This is a genomic window from Streptomyces sp. NPDC048496 (assembly GCF_043200055.1).
In the GTDB taxonomy this organism is placed as follows: Bacteria; Actinomycetota; Actinomycetes; order Streptomycetales; family Streptomycetaceae; genus Streptomyces.
Genome location: NZ_JBICXB010000002.1, coordinates 180,913 through 202,761, shown reverse-complemented (window position 1 = coordinate 202,761; position 21,849 = coordinate 180,913). Strand labels below are relative to the sequence as shown.

Sequence of the window (21,849 nt, the reverse complement as noted above, 5' to 3'; positions counted from 1 at the left end):
GCGGCACTGCGCGAAGCCGCATCTCCCCGGATACGCGAAAGCCCGGATCGTCAGGCTGAAATGCCATCGATCCGGGCCATGGCGTCGTCCGCGCCGAAGGGTTGCAGGTACGGCAGCCAGCGCGGGTCCCGGTGTCCCGTCCCGATGATCCGCCAGGCGAGTCCCGTCGGCGGGGCGGGCTGCTGGTGCAGCCGCCAGCCGAGCTCCGGCAGATGCCGGTCCGCCTTGAAGTGGTTGCAGCGGCGGCAGGCCGCCACCACGTTGTCCCAGGCGTGCTGTCCGCCTCGGCTGCGGGGGATGACATGGTCGACGCTGGTCGCGGCGGCACCGCAGTACATGCAGCGCCCGCCGTCCCTGGCGAAGAGCGCCCGGCGGGTCAGTGGAACGGGCCCCCGGTAGGGAACCCGTACGAACCGTTTCAGACGGACGACGCTCGGGGCTGGGATGGCGCGGCTGGCGCTGTGCATGAGGGCGCCTGACTCCTCAAGGCAGATGGCCTTGTTCTCCAGGACGAGGACGAGCGCGCGGCGGAGCGGTACGACGCCGAGCGGCTCGTACGACGCGTTGAGAACCAGGACATGCGGCACGGTGGATGCCTCCTTGTACGCCGGCGGCGCGTGGCTCGCGCCGGGACGATCCGATCTCAGTCTCTCCTCATGCCTGGTCAATCCGCCACCACGTGCGGGTAACGGGCCGGAAGGATTTTCCCGGGTCCCTGCCGTCCGGACGGCCCGCAAGCGCCGGAACAGGCGCTCAGGAGGCCGTTGCCGGAGCGGTCCCGGGATCGATGTGCGATCGGCCACACCCGGCCTCGCAACCCGTTCCGGAACCGGCTGCCCCTTCCATATCCCCGGGTGAGACGTGCCTCTCCCCTCCGTCACTGCAACGGAGCACTCCCGATGCCCCGTTAGTGTGGTTGGGCAGCCCACATCCATCTGGAGGTTCCGTCGTGTCCCTGTCCGCCCTGTTGGCCGCAGCCCCGTCACCCGAGCCCGGCGGCTCGTTGGACGAAGCCGCCAAGCAGGCCGGCCACGCCGCGGGCTGGGTGGAGGAGAACTGGTCCACCTGGCTGAACACCGGTCTGCGCATCGTCCTCATCGCGGTCATCGCGGTCATGTTGCGCAGCGCGATCCGCCGTGCTCTCACCAAGCTCATCGAGCGGATGAACCGCAGCGCCCAAGCCGTCGAGGGCACCGCTCTCGGCGGCCTGCTGGTCAATGCGGAACGCCGCCGTCAGCGCTCCGAGGCCATCGGGTCCGTACTCCGTTCGGTCGCGTCGTTCCTGATCCTCGGTACGGCCGCCCTGATGATCCTGGGCGCCTTCCAGATCGATCTGGCGCCGCTGCTGGCCTCCGCCGGTGTCGCCGGTGTGGCGCTCGGTTTCGGTGCGCGCAACCTCGTCACCGACTTCCTCTCCGGTGTCTTCATGATCCTTGAGGACCAGTACGGCGTCGGGGACACCATCGACGCGGGCGTCGCCTCCGGTGAAGTCATCGAGGTCGGTCTGCGGGTCACCAAGCTGCGCGGTGACCACGGTGAGATCTGGTACGTCCGCAACGGCGAGGTGAAGCGGATAGGCAACCTCAGCCAGGGCTGGTCGACCGCCGGGGTGGATGTGCAGGTACGCCCCACGGAGGACCTCGGCCGGGTACGTACGGTGATCACCGAGGCCGCCGGGCTGATGGCCAAGGAGGACCCGTGGAACGAGCGCCTGTGGGGTCCGGTGGAGATCCTCGGGCTGGACTCCGTACTCCTGGACTCGATGACGGTCCGGGTGACGGCGAAGACGATGCCGGGCAAGGCGCTGGGCGTGGAGCGCGAGCTGCGCTGGCGGATCAAACTGGCCTTCGACGAGGCGGGCATCCGGATGGTCGGTGGCGTGCCGGCCCAACCGGACGAGCCCTCGTCGGCCGACCCGACCGCCGGGATGGCTGCCCCGTCCGCGTACGCGTCGACGACATCCCCGCAGTCGCTGGCCACGACGCCCATCCCGCCGTCGAACCTGGCCAAGTAGCGCCGCGGAACCACGGGCGCCCTTCGGCGTCAAAACGGGGTCGAGCAGCAGTGGTGCAGCAGTTGACGCCGGAAAGCGCCTGAGGGCTGTCCCGTGATCCGCTCCCCGGATAACGCTTTGGTTGCCACCGGCGCTCTGCCCATTGACGCGTCGGTGACGTGCGCCCTACCGTCCTCTCACCAAATAGGAAACTTTCCTAACAGAGGGCGGGTGCAGCACGCATGGCCGGAACGACACCGGGAACCCCCCGCGTCCTGCGGGCCATGAACGACCGGGCCGCCCTCGATCTGCTGGTGGAACACGGCCCCCTCTCCCGGACCAGGATCGGGAAGCTGACGGGCCTCTCCAAGCCCACCGCCTCGCAGCTGCTGGCCCGCCTGGAGGCGGCCGGTCTGGTCGTCGCCACCGGCACCGTCGCGGGACGGCCCGGCCCCAATGCCCAGCTGTACGCGGTGAACGCCCGTGCCGCCCATGTCGCCGGTCTCGATGTGAACGCCCACCGGATCGTCGCCGCCGTCGCCGATGTGACCGGCGAGACGGTCGGCGAGTTCGAGCTGCGCACCCCCGGGCGGCGCGCCGACAGTGTGGTGCGGCAGGTGGCGGACGCGCTGGACGGCGCGGTCAAGGATGCCGGGCTGACCCGCTCCGATGTGCACCGTGTCGTCATCGGTACGCCGGGTGCCTTCGACCCCGGTACCGGGCGGCTGCGGTACGCCTCCCACCTGCCCGGCTGGCACTCCCCCACCCTGCTCGACGAGCTGGCCGCCTTCCTGCCGATGCCGGTCGAGTACGAGAACGACGTGAACCTCGTCGCGGTGGCCGAGCAGCGGCTCGGCGCGGCCCGCGGCCACGACGACTTCGTCCTGCTGTGGAACGAGGAGGGGCTCGGCGCCGCCCTCGTCATCGGCGGACGGCTGCACCGCGGCTTCACCGGCGGCGCCGGTGAGGTCGGTTTCCTGCCGGTGCCCGGTGTCCCGCTGGTCCGTCAGGTCACCAAGGCGAACTCGGGCGGCTTCCAGGAGCTGGCGGGCGCCCAGGTGCTGTCCCGGCTGGCCCGGAAGCTCGGCATCGACGACGAGCTGACCCGCGCCACCGGTACCCATCACGAGGCCGCGGCCGGCCTGATCACCCGGGCCGCCGCGGCGGTGGAGCAGGGCGAGGACGGCCCGTATGCCCGGCTCCTCGATCTGTTCGCCACCGGCCTCGCGACCGGTCTGGCCTCCATGGTCGCCGTTCTCGACCCCGAACTCGTGGTGCTCTCCGGCGAGCTGATCGCCTCCGGCGGGGAACCGCTGCGCGCCCGGGTACAGGGGGAGCTCGCCGAACTGGCGGCCTCCCGGCCCCGGCTGATCATCGGTGGCGTCACGCGTCGGCCCGTACTGCGCGGGGCGCTGGAGAGCGCCCTCGCCACCACCCGCGACGAAGTCTTCGACACGTCGCGCTGACCCGCCCGCCCTTCGCACGTCCGTCCCTTCCCCGCCCCAACCCTTCATCGGGAGACTCCGCCATGTCCGGAAACCGCCGGAAGACGGCCGCCGCGCTCGCCGCGACCGCCGCGATATCCCTTCTCGCCTCCGCCTGTACCGGTCAGAGCGACTCCGGTGCCCACGATGACGCGTCCAAGGAGACGACCATCACCTTCTGGCACGGCTGGAGTGCCCCGAACGAGGTCAAGGGAATTCAGGCCAACGTCGACGCCTTCGAGAAGGCGCACCCCAACATCCATGTGAAGGTCGTCGGCAACATGACCGACGACAAGATCAACCAGGCGCTGCGGGCCGGCGGTTCCAAGGCCCCGGACGTGGTCTCCTCGTTCACCACGAACAATGTGGGCAAGTTCTGCTCGTCCAAGGCGTTCGTCGACCTGAATTCCTTCCTGAAGAAGGACGGGATCGACGCGGACAGGACGTTCCCGAAGGCGATGAACGAGTACACCCAGTTCAACGGGGTCCGCTGCACGCTGCCGCTGCTCGGGGACGCTTACGGGCTGTACTACAACAAGGACGCCTTCAAGGCCGCGGGTATCGCTTCCCCGCCGAAGACCTGGTCGGAACTTGCCGCGGACGCAAAGAAGCTGACGAAGACCAAGGGCGACTCGTACGAGCAGCTCGGCTTCATGCCGAACTACCACGGTTACGAGTCGACGACCGAGCACTACCTCGGCGGCTGGAACCCGACGTACTTCGACGGCGACGGCACGTCGAACATCGCCAAGGACCCGGCGTTCGCGTCGATGCTGACCACGCAGAAGAAGCTGGTCGACGACCTGGGCGGCTACGAGAAGCTGGAGAAGTACCGTACGGCGCTCGGTGACGAGTGGGGCGCCAAGCACCCGTTCCACACCGGCCAGGTGGCCATGCAGCTGGACGGCGAGTGGCGGCTCGGGATGGCCGAGGAGACCAAGCCGGAGTTCGAGATCGGGGTGGCCCCGATGCCCGTCGCCGACGACGAGGCCGACACCTACGGCAAGGGCTATCTGACCGGCACCATCGCCGGTATCGCCGCCACCTCGAAGAAGCAGAACGCGGCCTGGGCGCTGGTGAAGTTCATGACGACCGACACCGACGCGGTGGTCGACTTCGCCAACGCCATTCACAACGTTCCGTCCACGCTGGCGGCACTGAAGTCGCCGAAGCTGAAGTACGACCCGCGGTTCAAGACCTTCCTGGACATCGCCGCGAACCCGAAGAGCACCACCACCCCGCCCTCGGTGAACGGCGGCGCGTACCTGGTGTCCCTGCAGAACCTCGGATTCGACATCGAGAAGGGCAAGCAGACGGACATCAAGGCGGGTCTGGAGAAGACCGCCAAGGAAATCGACGCGGCGATCGCACAGGCGAAGTAGAACCGCGATGAGCACACGTACGGGCACGTACACGCTGCGCTCGAAGCGCCGCCGCGCGGCGCTTCGAACGGCGGCCTTCCTGTCGCCGTGGCTGATCGGGTTCTGCGTCTTCTTCGCCTACCCGCTGCTCTCCACGGTCTATTTCTCCTTCACCCAGTACGACGGCTTCGCGCCCCCGAAGTTCGACGGGCTGAAGAACTGGTCGTACGTCTTCAACGAGTACACGTTGTTCTGGCCCGCCCTGCGGAACACGCTGTGGCTGGTCGTGGTCATGGTCAGCTGCCGGGTCGTCTTCGGCCTCGGCATCGGTCTGCTGATCACCAAAATCAAGACCGGTACGGGCGTCTTTCGGACCCTGTTCTACCTGCCGTACCTGGCGCCACCGGTCGCGGCGACCCTGGGCTTCGTCTTCCTGCTCAACCCGGGTACGGGGCCGGTCAATTCACTCCTCGGCGATCTGGGGCTGCCCACGCCGGGCTGGTTCACCGACGCCACCTGGTCCAAGCCGGCCCTGACCGCGCTCGCGGTCTGGGGTGTGGGCGACCTGATGGTGATCTTCATGGCCGCGCTGCTCGACGTACCCAAGGAGCAGTACGAAGCGGCGGAGCTGGACGGGGCGACCGCGTACCAGCGGTTCCGCTTCGTCACGCTGCCGAACATCTCGCCGATCGTGATGTTCGCCGTGGTCACCGGGATCATCCAGACGATGCAGTACTACACCCAGCCGCTCGTGGCCGGGAAGGTCGCCTCGGGGGTGATGGGCGGCTCCGGGCAGCAGTTCGAACCGGGCTATCCCGACAAGTCGACACTGACGCTTCCGCAGCTCGTCTACAACCTCGGCTTCCAGCGTTTCGACTACGGCTCCGCCTGTGTGGTCGCGCTCGTTCTCTTCGTACTCGCCATGGCGTTCACCGCACTGCTGATGCGGCGCCGCAGCGGGCTGATCCAGGCAGGTGAGTGACGTGGCGCAGGCTCTCGACACCCTCAAGGCCGCCGGCCCGTCGGCCGGACCGGTCACCCCGGCCGAGCGCGTCGCACGCCGCAAGGCGCTGCTGAACTGGATCGCCGTGCACGCGCTCGGCGTCGCGGCCGCGCTCTTCTTCGTGCTGCCGTTCGTCTTCCTGTTCCTCACCTCTCTGATGAGCGACCAGCAGGCGCTGACCCGCGATCTGTGGCCGCACCCCTTCGAGTGGAGCAACTACCGCAAGGTGTTCGACACCCCGGGCTTCCTGACGTGGTGGAAGAACACCCTGCTGTACGCGGGACTCGGCACCGTCCTCACGGTCGTGTCGTCGCTGCCCGTGGCGTACGCGCTCGCCAAGTTCCGCTTCCGCGGCCGACAGCTGTCGCTGATGCTCGTCATCTCGATGATGATGCTGCCGCCGCAGGTCGTCGTCATCCCGATGTATCTGTTCTGGGCGAAGCAGCTGGACCTGTCCGGCACGCTCTGGCCGCTGATCATCCCGATGGCCTTCGGTGACGCCTTCTCCATCTTCCTGCTGCGGCAGTTTCTGCTGACCATCCCGAACGAGTACCTCGACGCGGCGAAGGTCGACGGCTGCGGCGAACTGCGCACCCTGCTCAAGGTGGTGCTGCCGATGGCCAGGCCGGGCATCGCGGCCGTCGCACTGTTCCAGTTCTTCTACGCCTGGAACGACTACTTCGGTCCGCAGATCTACGTTTCCGAGAACCCGGCCGCCTGGACGCTCAGTTACGGCCTGGAATCCTTCAAGGGGGCGCACCACACCGACTGGAACCTGACCATGGCCGCGACCGTACTGGTCATGGCCCCCGTGATCCTCGTCTTCTTCTTCGCTCAAAAGGCTTTTGTCGAGGGCGTCACACTGACCGGAGTAAAAGGCTGACTATGAAGCTCGCAGTAGTTGGTGGCGGGTCCACCTACACACCTGAACTGATCGACGGCTTCGCCCGGCTGCGGGACACGCTGCCCATCGAGGAGCTCGTGCTCGTCGACCCGGCGGCCGACCGTCTCGACCTCGTCGGCGGCCTCGCCCGGCGGATCTTCGCCAAGCAGGGCCACCCGGGGCGGATCGTCACCACCGCGGACCTCGACGCGGGCGTCGCCGGCGCCGACGCGGTCCTGCTCCAGCTGCGCGTGGGCGGCCAGGCCGCCCGCAACCAGGACGAGACCTGGCCGCTGGAGTGCGGCTGCATCGGCCAGGAGACCACCGGGGCCGGCGGCCTCGCCAAGGCGCTGCGCACCGTCCCCGTCGTCCTCGACATCGCCGAGCGGGTCCGCCGCACCAACCCCGACGCCTGGATCATCGACTTCACCAACCCGGTCGGTATCGTGACCCGGGCGCTGCTCCAGGCCGGTCACAAGGCCGTCGGTCTGTGCAACGTGGCCATCGGCTTCCAGCGGAAATTCGCCAGGCTGCTCGACGTCACCCCCGGTGAGGTGCACCTCGACCATGTCGGGCTCAACCACCTGACGTGGGAGCTCGGGGTGCGGCTCGGCGGCCCTGACGGCGAGAACGTCCTGCCGAAACTGCTCGCCGAGCACGGCGCCGCGATCGCCGGCGATCTGCGCATGCCCCGGGCGGTCGTCGACCGGCTCGGCGTCGTCCCCTCGTACTATCTGCGGTACTTCTACGCCCACGACGAGGTCGTGCGGGAGCTCGGCACCAAGCCGTCCCGGGCGGCGGAGGTCGCCGCGATGGAGAAGGAACTCCTCTCCATGTACGGCGACCCGGCGCTGGACGAGAAGCCCGCGCTGCTCGCCAAGCGCGGCGGCGCGTTCTACTCGGAGGCGGCCGTGGACCTGGCGTCCTCGCTGCTGGGCTCGGGCGGTTCGGCGGTGCAGGTCGTCAATACGTACAACAAGGGGACGCTGCCGTTCCTGCCGGACGACGCGGTGATCGAGGTGCAGGCCCGGGTCGACGGCACGGGGGCGACGCCGCTCGCCGTGCCGGAGCTGGACCCGCTGTACGCGGGGCTGATCGCCAACGTGACGGCGTACGAGGACCTCGCCCTGGAAGCGGCGCTGCTCGGCGACCGAGCCACGCGGGCGGGTGGGAGAGACGCAGTGTTCAAGGCGCTGCTCGCCCACCCTCTGATCGGCCAGTTCGAGTACGCCGAGGCGCTCACCGACAAGCTGATCGCGCACAACCGGGAGCACCTCGCGTGGGCGTGAACGCTGCGGTCCTCGCCATCGACGCGGGGAACAGCAAGACCGATGTGGCCCTGATCGGACCGGACGGAACGCTGCTGAGCTCGGTGCGCGGAGGCGGCTTCCAGCCGCCGACCGTCGGCATCGATGTGGCCGTGGACGTCCTGGCCTCGGCGATCGGCGAGGCGCTGGCGAAAGCGCGGGCGTACAGCGAGCCGGTGGACTCCGTCGCGCATGTGTCGGCGTGTCTGGCCAATGCCGATCTCCCGGTCGAGGAGCAGGCGCTCGCCGCGGCGCTGCGGGCCCGTGACTGGGGTCGCACGGTGGAGGTCCGCAACGACACGTTCGCGATACTGCGTGCCGGGGTGGACGAGCCCCGGGGCGTGGCCGTCGTCTGCGGTGCGGGGATCAACTGTGTCGGCATGGTGCCCGACGGGCGGACCGCGCGCTTCCCCGCCATCGGCCGGATCTCCGGTGACTGGGGCGGCGGTTCGGGCCTCGCCGAGGAGGCCATGTGGTTCGCCTCGCGGGCCGAGGACGGGCGCGGCGAACCGACCGAGCTGGCGCGCACCCTGCCCGCGCACTTCGGGCTCGACTCGATGTACGCGCTGATCGAGGCGCTGCATCTGGGGCACATCGGGTTCGAGCGGCGGCACGAGCTGACGCCGGTGCTGTTCGCGACCGGTGCGGCCGGGGACCCGGTGGCGCGCGGTCTCGTGCACCGGCTGGCGGAGGAGGTCGTCGCGATGGCGTCGGTCGCGCTGACCCGCCTCGGGCTGCTGGACGAGGAGGCACCGGTGGTCCTGGGCGGCAGCGTGCTGGCGGCGCGCCACCCGCAGCTGGACGACCGGATCGCCGAACTCCTCGCGGCACGGGCCCCGAAGGCGGTGGTCCGGGTGGTGCGGGAGCCGCCGGTGCTGGGTGCCGGACTGCTGGGGCTCGACCACACGGGGGCTGCGCCGGAGGTGCACAGCAGGCTGCGTGCGCAGTACGGCTGACATCTCGGCAGACAGCGTGTGAGGGCGTCCTGCGGCGATCACGCCGCAGGACGCCCCTTGCGTAAGGGAACCGATCAGTTGTCCCGAACGTGTTCATGAGTGGGGAGATCGGTCCGCTTCGGGGATTGCTCCGCCGATTCGTCTTGATCGGCGGCGCCTGCCTTGATCGAATGCGTGGTGCATCCGTGGGCCGATGCACGATCCAGGCGTTCCTGGTGTGGATGTCGGTCCCTGCGGCCATACTTCTGGCCGGGTGCCAGTCCCCTGATCGGCCGGGGGAACGGCCACCGTCAGCGACCGAGGGGGAGGTCACGTGACATACCCGCCGAATGTGCGCACGGCGCCGGACCAGGTGCCGGCCCAGCCGCCCGCGCCCGCTTCCGTGCCCGCGCCGCGGCGCGGCGCGTGGTCCGAGCCGGCAGCGCGGCTGCGCTCCGCGGCGACGACCGAACCGGGCAGGCTCCAGATCATCGGGGCCTTGCTGGCGGCGCTCGTCGTCGCGTTCGGGGCCGTGACGGCGATCGAGGTCTCCGACCGGGCGGCCGCCGCAGACGACGTGGTGAGCCGCAGTCAGCCGCTGACCGCCGAGGCGGCGAACATCTACCGCTCCCTGGCCGATGCGGACACCGCGGCGGCCAGCGGATTCCTGGCGGGGGCGCAGGAACCGCGCGATGTCAGCGAACGGTACGAGAAGGACATCAAGGACGCGTCCCGGCTGCTGGTGAAGGCGGCGTCCACCTCGGACGCCGCGTCGCCGTCCGGCCAGGAGATCGCCACGCTCAACCAGGAACTGCCCCGGTACACCGGCCTGATCGAGCGGGCCCGCGCCAACAACCGGCAGGGGCTGCCGCTCGGCGGCGCCTACCTCCGGTACGCGAACCAGAAGATGTCCAAGGAGCTCCTCCCCGCCGCCGAGCGGCTGTACACGGCGGAGACCGGACGGCTCGACCAGGACTACGACTCCGCCCGGGCCTGGCCGTTCTTCTCACTGGGTCTCGGTATCGTCGCGGTGGGCGGGCTGTTCTGGGCGCAGCGGCGCAACTACCGCAGGACGAACCGGGTCTTCAATCACGGGCTGCTCGCCGCGACCGCCGCGTCCACCGTGCTGGTGCTGTGGCTGGCCGTGGGACACACGGTCGCACGCACCGAACTGCGGGACGCCGATGTGCACGGGCAGCAGTCGCTCGATGTGCTCAACCAGGCACGGATCAACTCGCTGAAGGCACGCGCCAATGAGCTCCTGACCGTGGTCGCCCGCGGCGCGGTGCTCACCGCCGACGGCAGGAACGACAAGTACGAGACCGACTACACCACGGGCATGAAGGCCCTCGGCGATGAGCTGGGGACGGCCAGGAAGCTCGCCGACGACTCCCAGGGGAGCGGGCCGGTGGCGAACGCCATCAGCGGTGTCTCCGAGTGGCAGACCCGCCACCGGACCGCCCGCAAGACCGACGACAACGGCGACTACGAGGGCGCGCTGAAGCAGATCATCGGGGCGAAGGAGTCCACCGGGGAGTCCTTCAACCGGGTGGACGACGCGCTGGAGCAGGCACTCGCCCATGAGCAGGGCGAGTTCACCCGGGCCGCGAAGGACGGGCGCGGGGCGCTCGGCGGGCTGCCGGTCGGGGCGGCGGCTCTCGCCGCGCTGGCCGCGGTCGCCGCGATCATCGGGGTCAACCGCAGGCTGTCGGAGTACCGGTGAGAGGGGGAGCGATGACCAGGACTGGTTCCGCCCGGGCCGGACTGCGCGGCTGGGGCGGGGTGACGGGGATGGCCGTGGCCTGCGCGGTGACGGCCTCGCTCACCCTGCTGCCGCTCTCGCACGGCGACGCCGACTCCTTCGGTGCCGGTGTCTCCGGGCCGGGTACGGCGACGGCGGTGCCCGCCCGGGCCGGCGACTGCAAGGACCCCGAGGCGAGCCTGCAGCCGTCGAGCGCCGACGGACCGGGCATCGCGAAGATCAAGGCGCGCGGCAAGCTGATCGCGGGGGTCGACCAGAACAGCTTCCGCTGGGGCTACCGCAACCGGGAGACGGGCAGACTCGAAGGCTTCGACATCGATCTGGTGCGGGCCATCGCGCAGGACATCCTGGGCGACCCCGACAAGGTGATCTTCCGGGCGATCCCCACCAACCAGCGCATCGCCGCCCTGGAGAACGACAAGGTCGACGTCGTCGTGCGAACGATGACGATCAACTGCAGCCGGCTCGACCAGGTTTCCTTCTCCACCGCCTACTTCCAGGCCGGGCAGCAGGTCCTCGCACCGAAGGACTCACCGATCACGGGATACGACAAGTCCCTGGCCGGCAAGCGGGTCTGCACCGCAGAGGGCTCCACGGCCTACGAGGCGCTGGAGAAGCAGTCCTTCGGCGCGGTCTTCAAGGACGAGCACGACGGCACGGAGGCGGACGAGGACCGGCTCACCGTCCCCAACCAGCTGGACTGCCTGGTCCGGCTGCAGCTGGGCGAGGTCGACGCGGTGGTCACGGACAACGCGCTGGCGGCGGGCCAGGCCGCCCAGGATCCGGCTGTCGTCCTCAAGGGCGACAAGCCGTTCACCACCGAGTACTACGGCGTGGCCACGAAGCACGGCGCGAACGACCTGGTGGCCCGGGTCAACCAGGTGCTGGTCGACTACCGCAAGGGTGGTGCGGACAGCCCCTGGATGGTGTCGTACCGGAAGTGGCTGGCGACCGGGCTGCCCGGCATAACGGCGCCGCCTGTGCCCAAGTACCGGAGCAATTAGTCCTTGATCCCGCCGGGTCCGCCCGGCGGGGAGAGCGAAGAGGTGATCGATGGGCGTCGCGGGCCCCTTCCCCGGCTATGCGGGGAGGCCCCCCGGCCCGGTCATGGACCGGGACGAGGCGGACCGTGCGCTGGCCCGGCTCGGCGCGGAGCACGAGGCGATCGAGACCTCGCTCCTCGCCCTGCAGGACCATGCGGGCCGCCGGCTCCTGGAGGGCGCCGATCTGACCGGTGTCACCAAGGAGCGCTGGGCCGCCACCGAGCAGTCGATCACGCTGCTGTGGGGGTATTTCGACGCCTACGCCGGGGCGATCGAAGCGGCACGTGAGATACGGGCCAGGCGTCGCTTCCCCAACCGTGACGACCTGCTGGCGCTGACCGAACTTCTGCGCGGCCAGGGCGTCACGGTGGCGTCCACCGCCACCCGGCCCGATCCGTCGATCACCGGTCCGGCCAGGCTCTCCGAGCGGTTCACGCTGGAGGAGCTGGTCGCCCGGATGAACGAGCTGTACGCGCGCTCGCTGGACATGGTCGTCGCCTCCGACTCCGTATGGTCCGCGCTGCCCGCCCGGATAGATCTGCTCGCCGCCGAGCTGCACCGGACGCGTTCGCTGGCACACTCCGTCGGCGTGCGTCCCGGGGAGCACCCGGCCGGCGACGACCTGGAGTCGATCACGCAGGAGCTGGCCACGCTGCGGGTCCGGGTGATCTCCGACCCGCTGGCGTTCTGGCTGCCGGGCCCCGGCAGCGCGGCGCCCGGCGGCGGACGTCCGGACACGACGCGCTACGACCGGGCGGCCCGCGCGCTGGACGACGTACGGCGGGAGATCGAGGCGGTGCTCGCGGTCCGCCAGGACGCCGAGCAGCGCCTGGTCCACCTGCGCGACGTGCTCTCCCGCGCGGACCGCACCCTGGCCGAGGCCCGGTCGGCGCGCGGCGAGGTGCTGGCGAAGATCGCCGCGTCCGAGGTGCCCGCGGTCAGCGGTCCTCCGACCGCGCTGCAGGAGCGGCTGGCCGCCGCGTCGGAGTACCGCAGGCACGCCCAGTGGCACCGGCTCTCCCCGCTGCTGGAGTCGCTGGAGCGGGAGACGGAGGACGAACTGCTGCGGGCCCGCGAGTCGCTGTCGGCGGTCACCGCGCCGCTGGCGGTCCGGGCGGAGTTGCGTGGCCGGCTGGACGCGTACAAGGCGAAGGTCGCCCGGCACGGACTGGCGGAGGACCCGGTGCTGATCGAGCGGTACGACGCGGCGCGCCGGATGCTGTGGAGCGCCCCGTGCGATCTGCGGGTCGCGGGGCAGGCGGTGCTGCGCTATCAGGAGGCGGTGGCGGAACTGCTGGACGTCCGCCGGTCGTCCGCGCCGAAGGACCGGCGATGAGTACGCGTAGGCGTGCGCGCAAGGTGAACGGGCCGCTGCGGCGGCGGGGCGAACAAGGGGACCGATCATGAGTACGCAGTGCCAGCGTCCCGCGTGCGAAGGCAATTACGAGGACATGGGCGGCGGTGAGCTGTACTGCGACACCTGCGGTCTGGCCCCGGTCGTCTCGCCGAACCGGATGCTGAGTTCGCCGCCCACCGGTATCGCGGTCGGCAAGGGGGGCAACAGCAGTTCGGCGCGGAGCAGCTCACGGGCATCGTCCCGGGCGTCGTCGCGCTCCTCGTCCCGCTCGTCCACCTCGCGGCGTTCGGTCTCGGGGCGGCTCTCCCGGTCCCTGTCGGGTATCTCCACGGCCCGCTCGGTGTCGGTGCGTTCCTCCGGCGCGTCGTCGGGCGCTTCCGGGCGCAACCGGCTGGGCGCAGGCCTGGTGCAGGTGCCGGACGTGCCGCGGCCCGACCCGCGTTCCGCCGTGATGGAGAACCCGGAGGTGCCGGAGCGGAAGCGGTTCTGTTCGCGCTCCGACTGCGGGGCCCCGGTGGGACGGTCGCGCGGCGAACAGCCGGGACGGACCGAGGGGTTCTGCACCAAGTGCGGCCACCCGTACTCCTTCGTACCGAAGCTGCGGGGTGGCGACATCGTGCACGGCCAGTACGAGGTGGCGGGCTGTCTGGCGCACGGCGGGCTCGGCTGGGTCTATCTCGCGGTGGACCGTGCGGTCTCGGACCGCTGGGTGGTCCTCAAGGGGCTGCTGGACACCGGCGACCAGGACGCCATGGCGGCCGCGATCTCGGAGCGCCGCTTCCTCGCCGAGATCGAGCACTCCAACATCGTCCGGATCTACAACTTCGTCGAGCACCTCGACCAGCGGACCGGTTCGCTCGACGGCTACATCGTGATGGAGTACGTGGGCGGCAAGGCGCTCAAGGAGATCGCGAACGAGCGCCGTACCCCGGCCGGGAAGCGGGATCCGCTGCCCGTCGAGCAGGCGTGCGCGTACGGCATCGAGGCGCTGGAGGCGCTCGGTCATCTGCACAGCCGCAATCTGCTGTACTGCGACTTCAAGGTCGACAACGCGATCCAGACCGAGGATCAGCTGAAGCTGATCGACATGGGCGCGGTGCGCAGGATGGACGACGAGGAGTCGGCCATCTACGGCACGGTGGGGTATCAGGCGCCGGAGGTCGCGGAGGTCGGACCGTCGGTCGCCTCCGATCTGTACACGGTGGCGCGGACGCTCGCGGTGCTCACCTTCGACTTCCAGGGGTATACGAACGTCTTCGTGGACTCGCTGCCGGACCCGGACAACATTGAGGTGTTCCGGACGTACGAGTCGTTCTACCGGCTCCTGGTCCGGGCCACGGACCCGGATCCGGCGCGGCGGTTCGCCTCGGCCTCGGAGATGGCGGAGCAGCTGACGGGGGTGTTGCGGGAGGTCGTGGCGTTGCAGACGGGGCGTCCGCGGCCGGCCCTGTCGACGCTGTTCGGCACGGAACTGCGGGTCACGGACACGCAGTTGTTCGCCGAGCTGACGGGCGATGTGTCGCGGCTCGGGGTACGGGCGGAGCCCGCCGGGCGGCGGAAGGGGAAGGGGGCAGGGGCGGGTGGATCCGGGGTTGCTGTCGCAGCGGCTCCGGCCGCCGGGGCTCCGGCCGCCGGGGCTCCGGCCGCCGGGGCTCCGGCCGCGCCGGGGGCGGTGGGGCACGCGGTGCCGGGTGTGCCGGGGCAGCGGGCTCCGGGGGCTGCCCTGCTGTCGGCGCCTCCCACGCATGTCCGGGGCGGTGACGGCACTGCGGCCCCTCGCCCGTACGCGCCGACCCGGCCGGCCGTTCCGGCGCAGCGGCCGGCGCCCGCCGGCCCGGGCGCGTACGCCGCGGCCGGCCCCCGGCTGGCCGGGCTCGACGCACGGGCCACCTCGCTCGCGCTGCCCGTCCCCCGGGTCGACGCGAGCGACCCCAACGCGGGATTCCTCGCCGGTGTGATGACGTCCGCACCCTCCGAACTGATCGCCGCACTGCAGGCGGTTCCCGCCGCCTCGCTGGAGACCCGGCTGCGCGAGCTGCGCGCCCGCCTGGAGCTGAACGAACCCGGTGCCGCCGTCCAGACGCTGACGGGTCTGGACGCGCTGCACGCGGACGACTGGCGGGTCGTCTGGTACCGCGGGATCACCTCGCTGGTGACCGGGGACAACGCGACTGCGGCGCTGTCGTTCGACGCGGTCTACGACGCGTTCCCCGGTGAACCCGCGCCCAAGCTGGCGCTGGGCATCTGCGCGGAGGTCCTCGGCCAGCTGGACAACGCCGCCGAGTACTACCACCTGGTGTGGGCGACCGATCCGAGCTTCGTCAGCGCGGCATTCGGTCTGGCCCGGGTGCAGATCGCCGCCGGGGACCGGGCCGGGGCCGTGCGGACGCTGGAGTCCGTGCCCGAGGCGTCGATCCACTACACGGCGGCCCGGGTCGCCGCCGTGCGGGCCCGGCTGCGCGAGCGCGCCCCGAACGAGCCGCTGATCGCCGATCTGACGGCGTCCGCCGACCAGGTGGCCGGGCTGCAGAGTTTCGGGCTGGACGCGGTGCGCCGCGAGCAGTTGTCGACGGAGGTGCTGGGAACGGCGTTGGACTGGGTACTCTCCGGGAGTCCCACGGCCCAGCCGCCGGCTCCGCAGTCGCCGTCGCGGTCGCATGGGCCTGCCGGGCCGGGAATGCTGCTCGGCAGTGAGTTGGACGAACGCGGCCTGCGTTTCGGCCTGGAGCGTTCGTACCGGATGCTCGCCCGGCTTGCACAGCGCGGCGACGAGAGGATCGAGCTGGTGGAGCGGGCCAACCGTTTCCGCCCCCGGACGTGGGTGTGAAGATGTCGCGGATGCACCAGGAGACCGCCTTGTCGAGGTGTCCCAACTGCGAGGAGCCGCTGGAATCGGGCGACCTGTTCTGCGGCGCGTGCGGGTACGACCTGTCGGTCGTACCCGCACCGCCGGAGGACCGCCCGACCATCGCGATCACCGTGCCGGTGACCGGTGCGCCCATGACCGGTGCGCAAGAGACCGGTGCGCCGGTGGCCGGTCCGGGCGGGCACACCGCGGCGGCCTCCGGTTCGGTGGAGTGGACGGCCGCGTCCGCCGCCGACCGGTCCGAGCCGCCCGCCCCGGCCGGTCCTCCCGCCGGAGTCCGTTTCGACCGGCGGAGCGGGTCGGGCGACTTCGAACTGGCCACGCCCGCGGCACCCGTCGCTCCCGATCCCCGTACCACCGGCGCCGCCCCGGAGCAGGAACGCACGGCGGGAACCAAACTGTGCGTGGCCTGCCGCGCCGGTCATGTCGACACCGACGGCTACTGCGAGAACTGCGGCCATGCCCAGCCCCGCGAGCGCGACCACATGGAGCAGGAGCTCGGTTCGGTGGCAGCCGTCAGCGATCGCGGCCTGCGCCATCACCGCAACGAGGACTCGTTCGCGGTGTCGACGACCGCCCTGCCGGACGGCTCCCCGGCCGTCGTCGCGATCGTCTGCGACGGCGTCTCCTCGGCGAGCCGCCCCGACGAGGCCTCGGCCGCCGCCGCGACGGCGGCCAACGAGGCGCTGCTGGAGTCGCTGCCGCGCGGCGCCCACCCGCAGCAGGCGATGCACGACGCGATCGTCGTGGCGGCCGAGGCGGTCAACTCACTGGCCCACGACGACGGCCGGGCCAGGGAGCACGATCCGCACCACCACACGAACGCCCCGGCGTGCACCCTCGTCGGCGCGATCAGCGCCGGTGGACTCCTGGTCGTCGGCTGGGTCGGCGACAGCCGCGTCTACTGGGTGCCGGACGACCGCACTCACCCGCCCGCACGCCTCACCGAGGACGACTCCTGGGCCGCGCAGATGGTGGCGGCGGGCCTGATGAACGAGGCGGAGGCGTACGCGGACGAGCGTGCCCACGCCATCACGGGCTGGCTCGGCGCCGATGCGTACGAACTGGAGCCGCACACCGCGTCGTTCAAACCGGACCGGCCGGGTCTGGTCGTGGTGTGCACGGACGGGCTGTGGAACTACGCGGAATCGGCGGCCGAGATGGCCGCCGCGGTACCCGCCGATGCGCACGAACGACCGCTGCACGGCGCCCGGGTCCTGGTGGGTCACGCGCTGGACGGTGGGGGCCACGACAACGTAACAGTGGCTCTGCTGCCGTTCGCCGTGCCGTCACCAGGGGCAGGATCGGCGTAAAGGCCCCACGTCCGGCACTGCCCGCTCTCTTGTCCGCTGCGACCCTTGCCAGCTCTGCCACCTCTGCCAGGAGCCGATCAGATGGCCAACTTCTCCAAGTCCCACGTGCCGCAGTTCTCCGTCGAGGTGTATCAGAACGAATATCTGCCGGAGGGCGGCCGCGAGGTCAACGCGATCGTCACGGTCACCTCGACCGGCGGCGGCACCACCGGTGGCGTCCCGCTGACCGGTGCGACTCTCTCGCCCGCGCAGGTGCCGGGCCAGGGGCCGAGAGCCGCCGTGGTGATCATGGTGGACTGCTCCGGTTCGATGGACTACCCGCCGACGAAGATGCGCAACGCCCGTGATGCGACGGCAGCGGCCATCGAAACCCTGCGCGACGGCACCTCGTTCGCCGTGGTCGGCGGTACGCACATCGCCAAGGAGGTCTATCCCGGCAACGGCCGCCTCGCCGTGGCCGACGCGCAGACCCGCACCCAGGCGAAGGAGGCGCTGCGCCGGCTCAGCGCGGGCGGCGGTACGGCGATCGGCACCTGGCTGCGGCTCACCGACCGGCTGCTCGGCGCCGCCGACGTGGACATCCGGCACGGCATCCTCCTCACCGACGGCCGCAACGAGCACGAGTCGCCGGAGGATCTGCGGGCCGCGCTCGACGCGTGTGCGGGCCGCTTCACCTGTGACGCCCGTGGTGTCGGAACCGACTGGGAAGTGAAAGAGGTCACAGCCATAGCCTCGGCGCTTCTCGGCACAGCCGACATCGTCGCCGATCCGGCGGGGCTCGCCGCGGACTTCACGCAGATGATGGAGAACGCGATGGGCAAGGAGGTCGCGGACGTGGCGCTGCGCCTGTGGACGCCCGTCGGGGTCGAGATCAAGTTCGTGAAGCAGGTCGCGCCGACGGTCGCCGAACTGACCGACCGCCGCACCGGGGCGAGCCCGCGCGCCGGGGACTACCCAACCGGTTCCTGGGGTGACGAGTCCCGCGACTACCACGTGTGCGTACGGGTGCCGGAGGCCGGGATCGGGCAGGAGATGCTCGCGGCCCGCGTCTCGCTGATCCTCCCAGACCCGTCGGGCGCGGCGGCCCCGCAGGTCCTCTCGCAGGGGCTGGTACGGGCGGTGTGGACGGACGACATGGTGGCGTCCACCTCGATCAATCCGCAGGTCGCGCACTACACCGGCCAGGCGGAACTGGCACAAGTCATCCAGCAGGGGCTCGATGCGCGCAAGTCGGGAGACTTCGACGGAGCGACGGCGAAACTCGGCCGTGCGGTGCAGCTGGCATCGGCGTCCGGGAACGAGGACACTGCGAAACTGCTTTCGAAGGTGGTCGACGTCGTCGATGCGGCGACCGGTACTGTGCGACTGAAGGCGAAGGTCGCGGAGGCCGACGAGATGACCCTCGAAACGCGCTCCACCAAGACCGTCCGCGTGAAGAAATAATACGAGGGCCGCGTAGCTCAGCGACGTGGCGAAGCGACAAGAAATGACGGCCCCCGGGGCCGGACGAGGAGAGGGGGAAGCGCCGACATGCCGACATGCCCGAACGGACACCAGTCGGGTTCCGAGGACTGGTGCGAGGTCTGCGGCCATCGCATGGCCGGGGCCGGCGCGCCTGCGGGTGCAGTCCCCCCGCCGCCTCCACCGCCGCCCGCGCCCGGATACGGCTACCCGCAGGGCCCCGGCGCCGATGCCACCCAGCAGGCAGAGCTCTGCCCGCAGTGCCGCACCCCGCGTGAGGCGATGGCGCCGTTCTGCGAGGAGTGCCGCTGGAACTTCCTCACCAACACGGCGACGTCGTACACCCCGCTGGCCCCGCAGCACGGCGGTCCTGGCGGGCCCGGCCCCGGCGCTCCGGTGCCCGGTCTGAACCTGCCGCCCGGCTTCCAGGCGCAGCAGGGGCCGCCCGCGCCGCCGCAGCAGCGCGATCCGTACGAGTACCAGAGCTCGCGGCCCTCGCAGGTGAACCGCCCGGCCGAGCCGATCACCTCCGGGCCCACGGCGCCGGGCCCGCAGCAGCCGCCGCACCCGTTCCAGCGGCAGGGCCCGCCGCCCCCGTCCTTCCAGCAGCAGGGCCCGCCTCCCGCGCCGTCGTTCCAGCGGCAGGGTCCGCCGCCTCCGCCGTCGTTCCAGCGGCAGAGCGCGCCGCCCTCGTTCGAACAGCCCGGCCCGCCGGCGCCGCCGCAGGCCACGGATGACGACTGGATGCTGCCACCGCCCTCGCAGCAGCAGGTGCCGACGCAACAGCCGTTCCAGAACCAGGGACCGGATCAGAACGAGGCACCCGCGGGCTGGACGGCGGTCATCGCCCCGGACCGTGAGTACTTCCTGGCGATGATGCAGCGCAGCGGCCCCGAGGCGACCGGGCTCAACCTGCCCGCGTATTCCCCGGAGCAGCGCCTGCCGCTCACCGGCAACCAGGTCACCATCGGCCGTCGCCGGCACAGCACCGGCGAGTCCCCCGACGTCGATCTGTCCGTGCCGCCGGAGGATCCGGGCGTCTCGCACCAGCACGCGGTGCTGGTGCAGCAGCCCGACGGCAGCTGGGCCGTGGTCGACCAGAACTCCACCAACGGCACCACGCTGAACGGCGCCGAGGACCCGATCCAGCCCTACGTCCCCGTACCGCTCCAGGACGGCGACCAGGTGCATGTCGGGGCGTGGACGACGATCACCATCCACCGCGACTGACCGGGTTTTCTCAGCCGGCGATCAGTGGCCAGGCGTACGGCCCCTCGGGGTCGTCCAGCCAGGCCCACTGCCGCCCGTCCCGGACGGTGATGCCGAACCTCTCCCGCTCGGGATGCTTCTCGCGCTGCCAGAGGGAGAGTGCCTCACGCGGGTCGAGGGTGGTGCCGGTCAGCGTCAGCAGGAACCGGAACAACTCGTTCTCGGCCACCCGCCTCGGCACTCCGCCGGTGTGCGGGTGGCGCACCGGCGGCGGCACCGCCCCGCGCAGGGGCACGAAGTACGCGGGTGTGTGCAGGAACCGCCCCTCGGCATACGGGCCGTGCGGTGACGGGCGTACCCGCAGCAGGATCAGCCCGGTCGCGAACGGTGCCAGGATCCGCGCCTGAGGCCTGCACTGCGCCAGCCAGGCCTCCGGTACGGACGGCAGGGTGCAGGTCACGATGATCCGGTCGTACGGGCCCCGCTCGGGGCAGCCCCGCGCCCCGTCCCCGGTGATCACCGCCGGGTGACAGCCCGCCGCCGACAGATGGTTGCGGGCCGACTCCGTGATCTCCGGGTCGAGGTCCATCGTGGTCACCGCGTCGTCGCCGAGGCGGTGGGTGAGCAGCGCGGCGTTGTAGCCGGTGCCCGCGCCGATCTCCAGAACGGTGTGGCCGTCCCGTATGTCCAGCTCTTCCAGCATCCGGGCCATCAGCGACGGCTGGCTGCTCGACGAGACGAGTTCGCCGTCCCTGATCCGGGTGGCCAGCGCCCCGTCGGCGTATGCGCCGTGCAGCCACTGGGCCCGCCGGGCCGGGTCGGGGTCCTCGCACCAGAGCCGTTGGGGCCCGCTGGTCCCGGTCACGTAGTAGTACGGCACGAACAGATGGCGGGGCACCGTCTCGAACGCGGCACGCCAGGCGGGGTCCTCCAGCGCCCCGCCCTCGGCGATCCCCCGCACCATCGCCCACCGGGCCTCGGCGCCGGCCTCCGCGAACTGATCCAGGTGTGGGCCCATACCTCCACTCTCCCGCTCGCGCCCCCCGGAAGCGACGAGGCGGACGGCGGGCCGGACCTCGGGGGTGCGGTTCCCGGTGGGGATTGGGTGCGCCGACGGCCTGTGCGGTCGTGTTGAGCGGTGGTGCGGCGACGTTCGCCGGCGGGCTGCTTTCCCGGCGGTACCGGCACAGGCGAGTGCCCCGGGGGGACTGAGCCGTCCGGGTCTGCCGGGTCCGGGTCCTAGGACCCGGGTCCTCGGCCGGTGCGTCTGCGACCATGGACGGGTGACAGAGAATCCGCACGGCACGCTTCAGGAGCAGACTTTCTACGAGCAGGTCGGCGGCGAGGAGACTTTCCGGCGCCTGGTCCACCGCTTCTACCAGGGGGTGGCCGAGGACCCGCTGCTGCGGCCGATGTATCCGGAGGAGGACCTGGGGCCGGCCGAGGAGCGGTTCGCCCTGTTCCTGATCCAGTACTGGGGTGGCCCCCGGACGTACAGCGAGCAGCGCGGTCACCCCCGGCTGCGGATGCGGCACGTCCCGTTCCAGGTGGACCGGGCCGCGCACGATGCCTGGCTGGGCCGGATGCGGGTGGCTCTCGACGAACTCGGGCTGTCCCCGGAGCACGAGCGGCAACTGTGGGACTACCTCACGTACGCCGCCGCCTCGATGGTGAACACCGAGGGCTGACGGCACGTCACGCTACCCATGCAGCTGCGCGGCCGCGCCCGGAACCGCGAACGTGCCGGGCGCGCCGAGTCGCTGCCGCAGATGCTGGGGGTCGCAGACTGCCGCGACCGGCGGCCCCCGCAGATGTCCGGCGGCCGGCAGCAGCGGGTGACGATCGCCCCTCCCGCGGGTCCGCACCGGTCTC

The 21,849-nt window shown here is 71.0% G+C and carries 17 protein-coding genes and 1 pseudogene; 16 read left to right on the top strand and 2 right to left on the bottom strand.

Annotated elements, in window-relative coordinates:
- Positions 1-50 precede the first annotated feature (50 nt).
- Positions 51-587, bottom strand: coding sequence for an HNH endonuclease (locus ACGFSA_RS03135; protein WP_393298863.1), 537 nt, complete (start codon positions 585-587; stop codon positions 51-53).
- Positions 588-949: 362 nt separating this feature from the next.
- Between ACGFSA_RS03135 and ACGFSA_RS03130 the strand changes: the two genes are divergently transcribed.
- From ACGFSA_RS03130 to ACGFSA_RS03065, 14 genes are all read left to right on the top strand, one after another.
- On the top strand, positions 950-2,014 hold the full coding sequence (locus ACGFSA_RS03130) for a mechanosensitive ion channel family protein (protein WP_393298860.1): 1,065 nt from the start codon (positions 950-952) through the stop codon (positions 2,012-2,014).
- Positions 2,015-2,235: 221 nt separating this feature from the next.
- The gene (locus tag ACGFSA_RS03125) at positions 2,236-3,459 is read left to right on the top strand and encodes an ROK family protein (RefSeq protein ID WP_393298857.1); all 1,224 of its coding nucleotides are present in this window, start codon (positions 2,236-2,238) and stop codon (positions 3,457-3,459) included.
- Between the two features lie 62 nt (positions 3,460-3,521).
- A complete protein-coding gene (locus ACGFSA_RS03120; RefSeq protein WP_393298854.1) occupies positions 3,522-4,859 on the top strand; it encodes an ABC transporter substrate-binding protein in 1,338 nt (445 codons plus the stop codon).
- 7 nt (positions 4,860-4,866) lie between these two features.
- On the top strand, positions 4,867-5,820 hold the full coding sequence (locus ACGFSA_RS03115) for a carbohydrate ABC transporter permease (protein ID WP_393298851.1): 954 nt from the start codon (positions 4,867-4,869) through the stop codon (positions 5,818-5,820).
- Position 5,821: 1 nt separating this feature from the next.
- Positions 5,822-6,724, top strand: coding sequence for a carbohydrate ABC transporter permease (locus ACGFSA_RS03110; protein WP_393298848.1), 903 nt, complete (start codon positions 5,822-5,824; stop codon positions 6,722-6,724).
- A gap of 2 nt (positions 6,725-6,726) precedes the next feature.
- Entirely contained in the window at positions 6,727-8,013 is a 1,287-nt protein-coding gene (locus ACGFSA_RS03105) for a 6-phospho-beta-glucosidase (protein ID WP_393298845.1), read from the top strand.
- Entirely contained in the window at positions 8,004-8,987 is a 984-nt protein-coding gene (locus ACGFSA_RS03100) for an N-acetylglucosamine kinase (RefSeq protein ID WP_393298842.1), read from the top strand. The genes ACGFSA_RS03105 and ACGFSA_RS03100 overlap by 10 nt, the downstream gene beginning before the upstream one ends.
- Before the next feature lie 313 nt (positions 8,988-9,300).
- Positions 9,301-10,689 (top strand): hypothetical protein, encoded by a 1,389-nt coding sequence (locus tag ACGFSA_RS03095; protein WP_393298839.1) that lies wholly within the window; start codon positions 9,301-9,303, stop codon positions 10,687-10,689.
- 11 nt (positions 10,690-10,700) lie between these two features.
- Positions 10,701-11,732 (top strand): glutamate ABC transporter substrate-binding protein, encoded by a 1,032-nt coding sequence (locus ACGFSA_RS03090; RefSeq protein WP_393298836.1) that lies wholly within the window; start codon positions 10,701-10,703, stop codon positions 11,730-11,732.
- 49 nt (positions 11,733-11,781) lie between these two features.
- Positions 11,782-13,107, top strand: coding sequence for a hypothetical protein (locus ACGFSA_RS03085; protein WP_393298834.1), 1,326 nt, complete (start codon positions 11,782-11,784; stop codon positions 13,105-13,107).
- 67 nt (positions 13,108-13,174) lie between these two features.
- Positions 13,175-15,955 carry a tetratricopeptide repeat protein gene (locus ACGFSA_RS03080; RefSeq protein ID WP_393298832.1) on the top strand — a complete coding sequence of 927 codons (2,781 nt, stop codon included), beginning with the start codon at positions 13,175-13,177 and terminating at the stop codon, positions 15,953-15,955.
- Between the two features lie 2 nt (positions 15,956-15,957).
- Positions 15,958-17,307 (top strand): PP2C family serine/threonine-protein phosphatase, encoded by a 1,350-nt coding sequence (locus tag ACGFSA_RS03075; protein ID WP_393298829.1) that lies wholly within the window; start codon positions 15,958-15,960, stop codon positions 17,305-17,307.
- Between the two features lie 81 nt (positions 17,308-17,388).
- On the top strand, positions 17,389-18,750 hold the full coding sequence (locus ACGFSA_RS03070) for a VWA domain-containing protein (RefSeq protein ID WP_393298826.1): 1,362 nt from the start codon (positions 17,389-17,391) through the stop codon (positions 18,748-18,750).
- Positions 18,751-18,837: 87 nt separating this feature from the next.
- Positions 18,838-19,998 carry an FHA domain-containing protein gene (locus ACGFSA_RS03065; protein ID WP_393298823.1) on the top strand — a complete coding sequence of 387 codons (1,161 nt, stop codon included), beginning with the start codon at positions 18,838-18,840 and terminating at the stop codon, positions 19,996-19,998.
- 10 nt (positions 19,999-20,008) lie between these two features.
- Here ACGFSA_RS03065 and ACGFSA_RS03060 read toward each other — a convergent pair whose 3' ends face one another.
- On the bottom strand, positions 20,009-20,995 hold the full coding sequence (locus ACGFSA_RS03060) for a methyltransferase domain-containing protein (RefSeq protein ID WP_393298820.1): 987 nt from the start codon (positions 20,993-20,995) through the stop codon (positions 20,009-20,011).
- A 265-nt stretch (positions 20,996-21,260) separates the two neighbouring features.
- On the opposite strand from ACGFSA_RS03060, the gene ACGFSA_RS03055 reads away from it, so the two are divergent.
- Both ACGFSA_RS03055 and ACGFSA_RS03050 read left to right on the top strand, forming a co-directional pair.
- Positions 21,261-21,665, top strand: coding sequence for a globin (locus ACGFSA_RS03055; protein ID WP_393298817.1), 405 nt, complete (start codon positions 21,261-21,263; stop codon positions 21,663-21,665).
- Positions 21,666-21,824: pseudogene (locus tag ACGFSA_RS03050) on the top strand (ABC transporter ATP-binding protein); the annotation flags it as partial. It lies immediately after the preceding gene.
- Positions 21,825-21,849 lie beyond the last annotated feature (25 nt).

What these genes read in the sequence shown, in the direction of transcription:
- ACGFSA_RS03125 (WP_393298857.1), top strand. Translation starts at nt 2,236, where the DNA reads ATGGCCGGAACGACACCGGGAACCCCCCGCGTCCTGCGGGCCATGAAC.
- ACGFSA_RS03120 (WP_393298854.1), top strand. Translation starts at nt 3,522, where the DNA reads ATGTCCGGAAACCGCCGGAAGACGGCCGCCGCGCTCGCCGCGACCGCC.
- ACGFSA_RS03115 (WP_393298851.1), top strand. Translation starts at nt 4,867, where the DNA reads ATGAGCACACGTACGGGCACGTACACGCTGCGCTCGAAGCGCCGCCGC.
- ACGFSA_RS03105 (WP_393298845.1), top strand. Translation starts at nt 6,727, where the DNA reads ATGAAGCTCGCAGTAGTTGGTGGCGGGTCCACCTACACACCTGAACTG.
- ACGFSA_RS03090 (WP_393298836.1), top strand. Translation starts at nt 10,701, where the DNA reads ATGACCAGGACTGGTTCCGCCCGGGCCGGACTGCGCGGCTGGGGCGGG.
- ACGFSA_RS03085 (WP_393298834.1), top strand. Translation starts at nt 11,782, where the DNA reads ATGGGCGTCGCGGGCCCCTTCCCCGGCTATGCGGGGAGGCCCCCCGGC.
- ACGFSA_RS03080 (WP_393298832.1), top strand. Translation starts at nt 13,175, where the DNA reads ATGAGTACGCAGTGCCAGCGTCCCGCGTGCGAAGGCAATTACGAGGAC.
- ACGFSA_RS03075 (WP_393298829.1), top strand. Translation starts at nt 15,958, where the DNA reads ATGTCGCGGATGCACCAGGAGACCGCCTTGTCGAGGTGTCCCAACTGC.
- ACGFSA_RS03070 (WP_393298826.1), top strand. Translation starts at nt 17,389, where the DNA reads ATGGCCAACTTCTCCAAGTCCCACGTGCCGCAGTTCTCCGTCGAGGTG.
- ACGFSA_RS03065 (WP_393298823.1), top strand. Translation starts at nt 18,838, where the DNA reads ATGCCGACATGCCCGAACGGACACCAGTCGGGTTCCGAGGACTGGTGC.
- ACGFSA_RS03060 (WP_393298820.1), bottom strand. Translation starts at nt 20,995, where the DNA reads ATGGGCCCACACCTGGATCAGTTCGCGGAGGCCGGCGCCGAGGCCCGG.